This window comes from Streptomyces malaysiensis subsp. samsunensis, assembly GCF_024519315.1.
Lineage (GTDB): Bacteria > Actinomycetota > Actinomycetes > Streptomycetales > Streptomycetaceae > Streptomyces > Streptomyces malaysiensis.
The window spans coordinates 1-10,863 of sequence record NZ_JANIIC010000133.1; the positions used below are offsets into that span (position 1 = coordinate 1).

At 68.1% G+C, this 10,863-nt stretch carries 6 protein-coding genes; 3 read left to right on the forward strand and 3 right to left on the reverse strand.

Going from position 1 to position 10,863, the window contains the following annotated elements; all coding sequences use genetic code 11:
* Window positions 1-1,142: 1,142 nt before the first annotated feature.
* Entirely contained in the window at window positions 1,143-2,240 is a 1,098-nt protein-coding gene (locus NQU54_RS47380; RefSeq protein ID WP_257636459.1) for a DUF475 domain-containing protein, read from the reverse strand.
* Window positions 2,241-2,615: 375 nt separating this feature from the next.
* Between NQU54_RS47380 and NQU54_RS47385 the strand changes: the two genes are divergently transcribed.
* Window positions 2,616-5,747, forward strand: a complete 3,132-nt coding sequence (locus NQU54_RS47385) for a Tn3 family transposase (protein ID WP_257636460.1) — start codon at window positions 2,616-2,618, stop codon at window positions 5,745-5,747.
* Between the two features lie 126 nt (window positions 5,748-5,873).
* Here NQU54_RS47385 and NQU54_RS47390 read toward each other — a convergent pair whose 3' ends face one another.
* Both NQU54_RS47390 and NQU54_RS47395 read right to left on the reverse strand, forming a co-directional pair.
* Window positions 5,874-6,776 (reverse strand): aminoglycoside phosphotransferase family protein, encoded by a 903-nt coding sequence (locus NQU54_RS47390; RefSeq protein WP_257636461.1) that lies wholly within the window; start codon window positions 6,774-6,776, stop codon window positions 5,874-5,876.
* Window positions 6,777-6,830: 54 nt separating this feature from the next.
* Window positions 6,831-7,571: a class I SAM-dependent methyltransferase gene (locus tag NQU54_RS47395; protein WP_257636462.1), complete on the reverse strand. Its 741-nt coding sequence runs from the start codon at window positions 7,569-7,571 to the stop codon at window positions 6,831-6,833.
* 471 nt (window positions 7,572-8,042) lie between these two features.
* Here NQU54_RS47395 and NQU54_RS47400 point away from each other — a divergent pair, with 471 nt between their 5' ends.
* Window positions 8,043-8,780, forward strand: coding sequence for a TnsA-like heteromeric transposase endonuclease subunit (locus tag NQU54_RS47400; protein WP_257636463.1), 738 nt, complete (start codon window positions 8,043-8,045; stop codon window positions 8,778-8,780).
* On the forward strand, window positions 8,777-10,863 hold a 2,087-nt coding region (locus NQU54_RS47405), incomplete at its 3' end, for a TnsB C-terminal domain-containing protein (RefSeq protein ID WP_308408551.1). The genes NQU54_RS47400 and NQU54_RS47405, both read left to right, overlap by 4 nt.

Here is a 10,863-nt window from a genome sequence, read left to right on the forward strand (position 1 = left end):
TAGAACCCGTCTTTGAACCTCAGAAGCTGTCACCTCCACTCCGGGGTGGGCTTTTGAGGGGACTGGTGGCCAAGCCGCGCTCTCCGTATCGCTGTCGCGGGGCTCGGCTTCGGCCAACGCGACGACCCCGGACCTGAGTAGGTCCGGGGTCCTGGGAGCTCCCCGCGCACGGAGGTCAGGCCGCTCCACCCCATGATCAGAGGATGGAGCGGAGTTGATACGACCCGGCGATGGTGACGCCGTAGCCATCGGGATGGCTGACACCTTCGCCAGTAATGGCGTTAATACACCTTTTGCGGGTTGGCGTGTCACGGCTCAGGGCGAGCCCACCAAACGGGTCAAGCAGGCGGTTCTGCCGCAGCTGAGCGGGTGACAGGGCTCCCGATCCCTGGCACTGGCTGTCGTGAGCGACCCCGGACTCAATGCCTGGCGTCGGTGCCGTGCCCGGGGTCTGCCGGGCAGTCGCAGCAGACCTTCACAGGCCATCCCAGGCGGCCCCGCCCCTCGGGGCCGCTGGCGGTGTAGGCGTATCCCCCCTCGTGTAGACCCTCGGTGGCACCGCATCGGGCACACGCCCGGCCGCTCAGCCGTCGATCCTGCTCGGGCGTCATACGGAGGGGATACAGGACTTTGGCGCGGACGTCGCGGTATGCCGGGGAGATCGAGGACGACAGGATCGCGCGGGCGAGGGATTGCCGGGAGCGGGGCATGAGCACTTTCGGTCGTGGAGTGGGGCCGCCCGGCGGCACCGCGGGGAGAGATGCTGCTGTCGGGCGACCACCCGACGTGCCTGCCCCGGTCAGTCGGGCCCATGCCCGACATCACTCGTATGGGGGGTTATCAAGGTCATGCGGCCCGTGCGACCAGGGCTCGGGTTAGGGGAGACCGGATACATCATCCACGCCAGACTCCGCTCAACGACCCACGCAGGTGGGTGGTCGAGAGGTTGCTGGCGTGGCTGCTGCACGCCCGCAGGAACACATGAGTGATCTGTTGGTGGGCAGTTCGGAATCCCCGCCCACGGCCAGTTGATGGGGAGGTTCGGGCAACGGCCTGATGCCAGCCTTGGAAGCGCTCCGGGCCGGTGCCCGGACAGAGTCGCTGGCAGGCGCCGTGTGCCGTCGTTGCCGTCACTGTTGCCGTCAGCCGCCTACTAGCCTGCGGTTGCGCTGGACCGAGGAGAAGAAGGACCAGGCGATCAGGACGACGCCGACGAGGCCGGTGATGACTTCGTGTATCTCGTACTGGATGGTGACGAGCAGGATCACGGCGAGGGCGCCGATCGCGTAGTGCGCGCCGTGCTCCAGGTAGACGTAGTCGTCGAGGGTGCCCTGGCGGACCAGGTAGACCGTGAGCGAGCGGACGTACATCGCGCCGATGGCGAGGCCGAGCGCCATCAGGACGATGTCGTTGGTGATCGCGAAGGCGCCGATGACGCCGTCGAAGGAGAAGGACGCGTCCAGGACCTCCAGGTAGAGGAACATGAAGAACGCGGCCTTGCCAGCCATCACGACCGCCGGGACCTTCTTGCCGCTCCTCTTGGCCTCTTCCTCAGCCTCGTGCTCGCGCTCCTCCTCTTCCTCGAGCTTGTTCTCGAAGTAGCCGGAGAGGCCGCCGACTATCAGGTAGGTGATCAAGCCCGCGATGCCGGCAATCAGGACGGTCTCCGTCTTGCCCACGTGGATGCCGCCGTGCTGGTGGGCGTTGGTGGCGAAGGTCATCGCGGAGACGAGCAGCACGATGAGCGCGATGCAGACGGAGAGCATGTCGACCTTGCCGAGCTTGGCGAGCGGACGCTCCAGCCAGCCGAGCCACTTGATCTCCCGGTCCTCGAAGATGAAGTCGAGGAAGATCATCAACAGGAACATGCCACCGAAGGCGGCGATCGACGGGTGGGCGTCGGTCACCAGCTGCTGGTACTTGTCCTTGTCGTCGAGCGCGAGCCGTACCGCTTCGATCGGACCGATCTTGGCGCTGATGGCGACGATCACGACCGGGAAGACCAGGCGCATGCCGAAGACCGCGATCAGGACACCGACGGTGAGGAAGATCTTCTGCCAGAAGGCATTCATCTTCTTCAGGATCCCGGCGTTGACCACGGCGTTGTCAAAGGACACCGATATCTCGAGGATGGACAGGATTGCCACGACCCCGAAGCCGGTCCACCCCCCGTAGAACACCGCCGCGACCAGGCCGAGCACGGTGACCGCGAACGACCAGCCGAACGTTTTCAGAAGCACTGGCTACCCAATCGTTTTGTACGGGGGCTCCCCCGCGCCGTACCTGACTTTGCGAAACATTGACCTACGGGGCCGGTCATGTTCAAGTCAGAGGTGTGTTTTTCGCCTTTTTCGGGCTCGGCTGGTGGCTGCTGGGTACGAGCACGTCGGACGGGTCGGTGCGGCTCCTCGCGATCACGTGCCGGGCCAGGGCCTCGATCACGCGGCGATCAGCGGTCCGGCGGCGTTGAGCCACTGGTTCGGCCTTGGGGACCAACAGAACAGCCAGTAACGCTAAGCACTTGATCTTGGGCTTCTAGCACAGGTGATCAGTGCCGTGCGGGGGTTCGGCGGAAGGTCCTCGATCACTAGTGGGTGATGGTTACGGTCCGCCGCATGCCGGTGGAATTTCTGACTGATGAGCAGGCTGAGGCGTATGGGAAGTTCGCCGAGGAGCCGACGAGGCCCGAGCTGGAGCGGTTCTTCTTTCTCGATGACGAGGATCTGAAGCTGATCGCGAAGCGGCGCGGGGACCACAACCGTCTCGGTTTCGCTCTCCAGATGTGCACGGTGAGGTATATCGGGCTGTTCCTGGAGGACCCCCTCGCGGTGCCGTGGCCGGTCGTCGAGCATCTGGCCGAGCAGCTGGGGATCGGGGACGTCTCCCAGATCAAGCGGTATACCGAGCGCAGGCCGACGGCGTACGAGCACGCGTGGGAGATACGTGACGCGTACGGCTACCACCAGTACGAGGACCACGACCAGGGCCGGAAGTTCCGGGCTTTTTTGCACGGCCGGGCGTGGACGGCGCACGCGGAGGGACCGAAGGCTCTGTTCGATCACGCCGTGGGCTGGCTGCGCCGCAACCGGGTGCTCCTACCGGGGGTGAGCGTGCTGGCCCGGCAGGTCGCCGAGGTGCGTGCCGTCGCGGACAAACGGCTGTACGCCACGGTCGCCAGGGCGGCCCGGCGGGCGGACCCTGCGCTGCCCGGCGATCTGGTCGCCACGCTGAAGACGCCGGAGGGCAAGCGGTACTCGGAGCTGGAGCGGATGCGCCAGCCACCGACGCGGACCACCGGCACCGCGATGAAGGCCGCGTTGCAGCGGGTCGAGGACATCGCCGCCTTCCAGCTGGGCCGCCTCAAGCTGGAGCAGATTCCGCCGAACCGACTGTCTGCGCTGGCCCGGTACGGGCTGGGCACCAAGGCGCCGAAGCTGGAGCGGACCCCGGAGCCCAAGCGCACGGCGATGCTCACCGCGGTGATGCGCCACCTGGAGGCGAAGGCGATCGACGACGCGCTGGACCTGTTCGAGATCCTGATGGCCACCCGGCTGATCAGCACCGCGAAGCGGTCCACGGACAAGCAGCGTCTGTCGACCCTTCCGCAGCTGGAGAAGGCGGCACGGATCACCGCCCGGGTCTCGAAGGTGGTCATCGAGGAACTGGAGCTCATCGAACAGAGCGGCTGCGATGTGGACGTGGCCGCGCTGTGGCGAGCCCTGGAAGAGGTCGCGCCCCGGGCCGCGCTCTCCAGCGCGGCCTCCACAGTGGTGAGCCTGGTGCCGGACGACGACACAGCGGAGACCGCGCTGCGCGGGGCGCTGGCACTGCGCTACAACACCGTCAAGCCGTTCCTGTCGCTGTTGGGCGAGTCGAAGGCGCTGGACGCGGCACCCGGGGGCAGACGGATCCTCACCGGGGTGCAGCGGCTCCCGGCCCTCTCCCGGCGGAAGGTAGGCGAGAAGCCGCTGCTGCCGCGTGAGGTCGACGACAAGCTGGTGCCGGCGCACTGGCGCAAGGCGGTGTACTCGAACGCCGAACTGCCCCAGGGAGCGGTGGACCGGGACGCGTACGTGGTGTGCGTGCTGGAGCAGCTCTTCCGCGCCCTGAAGCGCCGCGACATCTTCGCCTCCCCCTCGCACCGCTGGTCTGACCCGCGCGCCCGGCTGCTCCAGGGCAAGGGGTGGGAGGCGGTACGCGAGGACGTCCTGACGGGCCTGAGCCTGGACGAGGACGCCGAACAGCACCTTCGGGAACTGGTCGCCGTACTGGACGCGACGTGGAAACAGATGGCCGAACGCCTTCAGGAGGCCGGAGCCGACGCGAAAATCAGCATCGAGGTGCAGCCCAACGGCCGGGCGAAGCTGAACGTGGAGAAACTCCACGCGCTCGGTGAGCCGAAGTCGCTGAAGTGGCTGCGTGAGCGCGTCGAGAGGATGCTCCCGAAGATCGATCTGCCGGACCTGCTGTTCGAGGTGCACGCCTGGACCGGGTTCCTGGACGCCTTCGTGCACCTGGGCGACGGTCGCACCCGTATGAAGGACCTGACCACCTCGGTCGTCGCCCTGCTCGTGTCGGAGGCGTGCAACATCGGCATGACCCCGGTCATCAACCCGAACCACGAGGCCCTGACCCGCTCGCGGCTGATCCACGTCGATCAGTACTACCTGCGCGCGGACACCATCGCCGCGGCGAATGCCGCCCTGATCGCCGCCCAGGCCCAGGTGCCCATCGTCGAGCACTGGGGCAAGGGCCTGCTCGCCTCCGTCGACGGCCTGCGCTTCGTCGTCCCCGTCCGCACCATCAACGCCGCCCCGTCACCCAAGTACTTCGCTAAGAAGACCGGCATCACGTGGCTCAACGCGATCAATGACCAGGTCATCGGCATCGGGCAGATGGTGGTGCCCGGCACCCCGCGCGACTCCCTGTTCATCCTGGATGCTTTGTTGAACCTGGACGGCGGGGTGAAGCCGGAGATGGTCGCCACCGACAACGCCTCCTACTCCGACATGGTCTTCGGCATCTTCAAGCTGCTCGGCTACCGCTTCTCCCCGCGCTTCAAGGACCTTGAAGACCAGCGGTTCTGGAAGGCCCAGATGCCCGGCGCCGAGACGGCGGGCGGGTACGGGCCGCTGGAGGCGATCGCGCGGAACAAGGTGAACGTGAAGAAGGTGATCATGCACTGGCCGGACATGCTGCGGGTGGCCGGCTCCCTGGTCACCAACCAGGTCCGCGCCTACGACCTGCTGCGGATGTTCGGCCGTGAGGGGCATCCCGCTCCGCTGGGGCAGGCGTTCGCCGAGTACGGGCGCATCGCCAAGGCCCTCCACCTGCTCGCCGTCGTCGACCCGGTCGACGACACCTACCGTCGCCAGATGCACAAGCAGCTCACCGTCCAGGAATCCCGCCACAAGCTCGCCCGTGACATCTGCCATGGCAAGAAGGGCACCATCCACCAGGCGTACCGGGACGGGATGGAGGACCAGCTCGGGGCGCTGGGGCTCGTGCTGAACGCCGTGGTGCTGTGGACGACGCGCTACATCGACGCCGCTGTCGCCCAGCTCCGCGCCGAGGGCCACGAGATCAGGGACGAGGACATCGCGCGGCTGTCCCCGCTCAAGCACAAGAACCTCAACTGCCTGGGCCGCTACAGCTTCACCGCCTCCCAGCCGGTGCAGGGGCTGCGGCCCCTGCGCGACCCGGACACTGCCGACCTTGACGATGATGACGACGGCCAGGAGGAGTGAGCGCCGCATCCGCCGTCCGGGGCGGGTTGTTGTACTCCGGGAAACCCGCCGCCGACCGGCGGGGACGGGACAGAGATCGCGGCAACTTCGACAGCGGGTATTGGATGAGGCTCGGTCGCTCCGTGCCTATATCAGACCGCCGCTCAGAAGACGATCGAGTGCTGCCCGGCCTGCGGGTCCCCATGTCGGCTTGCCGCCAGGAAGGCCCTGGTCTCCGTTCTGGCCCATCAGCATGAGGAACAGGCTCTTCAGGGCGGCCAGCCCGCGGGCACGCCGGATGGTCCCCTCGTCTGCCTGCGCGTATACGTCGAAGAAGCGTGAGGCGGAGCCCGCGGGAAGGATGACCCAAGCGGCGGCGAGGTCCCACGCCGGATCGCCGGCGAACATGGCATCGAAGTCGATCACGCCCGCAAGCGTCCCGTCCGAGACGACGACGTTCGCGGGGTGAAGGTCGCCGTGCACCCACAGCGGCGGGCCCTCCCACTCGGGTGCCGCGACGGCGTCGTCCCAGACGGCGCGGACGTCGTCGGCGAGGTCGTCGGGGACGACGGCGTGGAAGAAGTGGTCAAAGCCGTCCGTGCACTTCTTGGGGTGGTCGCCGCGGTCCTCACTGATAGGCGCGTCTTCGGGCGCCTCCACGTGGAGCGCGGTGAGGAAGGCCGCCAGCGTGTCGGCCGCGTGGTCGCCGCGGCTGATGGAGGTGTAGTCCAGTGCTTCGCCCGGGACCCACGTCATGACGGTCCAGGGCTTCGGGAAGCGCGCGGACGGTTCACCGATCCGTACGGGGTTGGGGACCGGAAGCGGCAGGCGCGGGGCCAGGACGGGCAGCCACCGGCACTCCTTGCGCAGGAGGTCCGGGGCACCTTCTGTACGCGGCATGCGCACAGCCAGGTCGTCCCCAAGGCGCCACATTTGGTTACCCCATCCGCCCGCTACTTCGCGGATGGCCAGTCCTGCGAGGTCCGGATGCTGCTCCTGCAGCAGGTCATGAACCAGATCTGCGGTGATCTCGATCTCGGAGTCGGTCATGCGAAGCCACACTACTGGGGCAGGATTCTGGCTTCGCTCGTGATCCGCGACTGGCTAGCTGCCTGAGCCGGTGGCCGACGGCGGTACCTCGACGACGAAGAACAGGAAGTTGGGGTTGGTCGACAGGTCCTGGAAGCCATCCGGGAACAGTTCGCGGGCGGCCGGTTCGGGCTGCGGCTCGCTGATGACGGAAAGGCGGAAGCCGGCAGCGGTGAAGGCATCGGTCATCGCGTGCAACGGCCTGCGCCACAACTCCATCGGGACGGAATGCCCGTTGAGACTCCAGTCGAAGGTATAGCTGGTGGTCGCGTGGTAGTCGGGTCGCGGATCCCGGTGCGTGTAGGCCGTGAAAGGGTGGCTCACCGACGCGATCAGCCGGCCGCCGGGCCTGAGTACCCGCCGCAACTCGGCCAGCGTCGGCCCCCAGTCTTCCAGATAGTGCAGCACCAGCGACGCGACCACGTCGTCGAACGTCCCGTCGCCGAACGGCAGAGGGTCGCTTAGGTCGACCACGTGGAGGGCTACATCATCGCCGAGCCGCCGCCTCGCCAACGCCAGCATCCCGGCGCTGGCGTCGATGCCGGTGACGACGGCACCGCGGTCGCGTAGTGCAGAGGACAGGGGGCCTGAGCCGCAGCCGGCGTCCAGGATCCGACGGCCAGTCACGTCTCCGGCCAAGGCCAACATTGCGGGCCGCTCGTAGTACGCGTTTATGAGGCTGTTCTCGTTCTCCGCTGAATACGTTGCGGCGAAGCTGTCGTAGTCGTTCGCCTGGTCCCGGTCTGCAGACTGCATCGTCGCAGCCTAGTAGTCACATGATCCGCCGGACAGGCCCCCAGGTCCCGACAGCCACTCAACCTTTGCTGCGAGAGATCACCCCCACCCCCGTCGCCACGGGGTAGCGCGGTCTTCAAAAAACGATCGTTTTCTGAAGATCACGGGGCGGGGGTCCACGCACCCCCACGGATCCTTCAAAAAACCCTTCAAAAATGTCCCGTCTCACGTGATCCCGCCTCTTTCTCACCGTGTCTTGTCGGATTCGCTGCTGGTCTCACCTGGCGGTGTCAGTGCGGACAGACGTGACACGACGAGTCTCACTGGATCGTGTCCGTCGGACTGGTTTGTCTCCGCGGTTCGTGTATGCGGGGCCGTTCCGTCTCATCCGACTTTCGCCCGCGAGGGCGGTTTGGGGCGGTTTTCCTGGCTGGCTCGGCTGTTGATGTGGCTTCCTCGTGATCAGCGTCCGTGCAGCGTCGAGGGGGTGTCGTGGTGGTCTTACCGAAGGGGCCCGAGGGGTTCGAGGTCGAGTACGTCGATGCCGATGGGGTACGCCGTCGGGTCGGGCTGGCCGAGTGCTGGGCGGAGCCGTTCGGGCGGCTGCCGCCGGTTCGTACGGTGCGGACATATCCGGGGCAGAAGTCGGTGACGCGGCAGTACTGGGCCGCGACGACGCGGGGTCCGCTGCTGGTGGAGTCGCATCTTGAGCGTCACCACGCGATGCTGCTGGACTTCGATCCGCAGGTGGCGGGGCTGGCCGCCCAGCCGTTCCGGCTGTTCTGGCCCACTCGCCGGGGGCGGCGCGGGCACGTTCCGGACTTCTTCGCCCGCCGCGCGGACGGGGAGGGTCTGGTGGTCGACGTCCGTCCGGACGACCGCATCGAACCGGATGACGCGGAGGCGTTCGCGGCGACCGCGCGGGCCTGCGAGCTGGCCGGATGGCGGTTTTCTCGGGTCGGGGCGGTGGATGCGGTGCTGCTGGCGAACGTGAAGTGGCTGGCGGGTTACCGCCATCCCCGCTACGACCGGCCGGAGCTGAGGCAGTCCCTGCTGGAGGTGTTCGCGGCACCGGAAGCGCTGTTCGCGGGGGTGGGCCGGGTCGGCGACCGGCTGGAGGTGCTTCCTGTCCTCTATCACCTGCTTTGGCGGCAGCTCCTCCATGTCGACCTGGACAAGGGGATGTTGGGGCCTGACAACATGGTCGGACCGGCGGAGCGTGTTCGGTGAGCGTGGGTCGGCGACCTCCCCTGATCCGGCCCGGGGACCGGGTGCGGTTCGACGGAGCGGTGCACACGGTCGTGGGCATCAGCGGGATGCTGGTGCGGCTCGCGGACGGGCTGGGGCAGTCCAGCGCGATGCACCTGCCAACGCTGATGACGGCGCCCGGCTTCGAGGTGGTCGGTTCGGGACCGGGCCGGCTGCTGCCGCCGGGGCTGCTGGACGGGCTGGAGGCCGGTCTGGCGGAGAAGGCCCTGTGGTGGCACCGGCACATGACCGAGGTGCTGACTGGACTGGCCCCGGACGCCCCGGCGGGCACGGCCCCCCGTCCCGAGTACGACCCGGCCTCGTCGTCGCTGGCCGACCGGGAGGCGGCCAAGGCCGCTGAACTGTCGGCCGAGTTGGGACACCCGGTGAGCCGACACACGGTGCGCCGTCGCCGCCAGCGCTACCAGAAACGCGGAGTGCTGGGCATGGTGGACGGGCGTCACGCTCCGCGCCGTCCGCCACGGGGGCAGGTGGACCCCAGGGTCGTGGACGAGCTGCGGAAGCTGATGGACCAGGCCGCGGACGGCTCGACCCGCACCGTCAGCTACTACTTCACGCGGGTCGGGCGGGCGGTGAAGAAGCTGGACGGGCCGCCGGTCACGATGCCCTCGCGGGCGACGTTCTACCGCCTGTTCAACCGGCTGGAAGCCGGGCGGCACACGACCGGTTCGGCCCGCACCCGCCGCTCGCTGGCCGGCCAGCCCGACGGAGCCTTCGACCAGACGGCGGTCTGCCGGCCGGGCGAGCTGGCGGAGATCGACTCCACCCCGTTCGACGTGCTGGTGCGGCTGGACAACGGGGTGGTGGACCGGTGCGAGCTGGTCGGCATGGTCGACGTCGCCACCCGGTCGATCACGGCGGCCGTGCTGCGGCCGACGACGAAGTCGGTGGACGCGGCGCTGCTGTTGGCCCGCTCGGTGACTCCGGCGCCGATGCGGCCGGGCTGGCCCGAGGTGTTGCGGATGGAGCACTCCGCACTGCCCTACCAGCGGCTTCTGTCAGTGGACGAGCGGCTGCGGCACGCGGCTGCGGTCCCTCTGATCATCCCGGAGGCCATCGTGGTGGACGGCGGGAAGGCCTTCTTGTCGAAGAACTTCCACGCCGCCTGCAATGCGTTCGGCACCGAAGTGATCCACGCGCCGCCCCGCACCCCGACCCACAAGCCCCACATCGAAAGAACTCTGGGCTCAGCAGCATCACTGTTCGCGCAGTTCGTCACCGGGTACACCGGCCGCTCGGCCGAGCACCGGGGCCGCAAGGTCGAGGACGCGCCGCTGTGGTCGCTGCACCAGCTCCAGGAACTTCTCGAAGAGTGGGTCAGTTCGTGCTGGCAGTCCAGGGCCCACGACGGGCTCCGGGACCCGCTCGCACCAGGGCGGACGTTCTCGCCGAACGAGAAGTACGCGGCGCTGGTGGAGACGGCCGGCTATCTGCCGCTCGCGCTGAGCGCGGAGGACTATCTCGAACTGCTGCCGACCCGCTGGCAAGCCGTCAACTCCTACGGCATCAAGGTCAACCACCGTATCTACGATTGCGCCGAGCTGAACGGGCTGCGCCGGGTGAAGTCCGGGATCGCCGGGCGGAAGAACCGGTGGGAGGTCCGCCACGACCCCTACGACATCAGACTTCTCTGGCTGCGCGATCACCACGAGGGCCGCTGGATCACCGTCCCCTGGCGGCTGCTGTCGACCACCGCCACGCCCTTCGGGGAACTCGCCTGGGACCACGAGGTGCGCAACCTGCGCGAGCGGGGCGGCCAGGTCACCGAGGACGCCATCGCCGAGGCGGTCGGCGACCTCCTGGAACGGGCGGGCAACGGCCCAGAGGAAGATGCCCCGGCCAAGCCAGTCCGCCGCGGACGCAGCCGGGGGGCGAAGATCGCCGCCCGCACCCGGGCAACCGCCCAGCCCGCATGGCCCCGCCCCGGCCCTGCCGAACCCCCCGCCCCGCAAGCGGCCTGCGACGGGCCTGAACCTGACGAGGACGCCGACGAGCCGATCGCCGACGTCGTGCCGCTGAAGGTCTTTGACGCACGCAAGGAGGC

Bases quoted from the DNA above. Each gene is read 5' to 3' on its own strand.
- NQU54_RS47385 (WP_257636460.1), top strand. From the start codon at position 2,616: ATGCCGGTGGAATTTCTGACTGATGAGCAGGCTGAGGCGTATGGGAAG.
- NQU54_RS47390 (WP_257636461.1), bottom strand. From the start codon at position 6,776: ATGACCGACTCCGAGATCGAGATCACCGCAGATCTGGTTCATGACCTG.
- NQU54_RS47395 (WP_257636462.1), bottom strand. From the start codon at position 7,571: ATGCAGTCTGCAGACCGGGACCAGGCGAACGACTACGACAGCTTCGCC.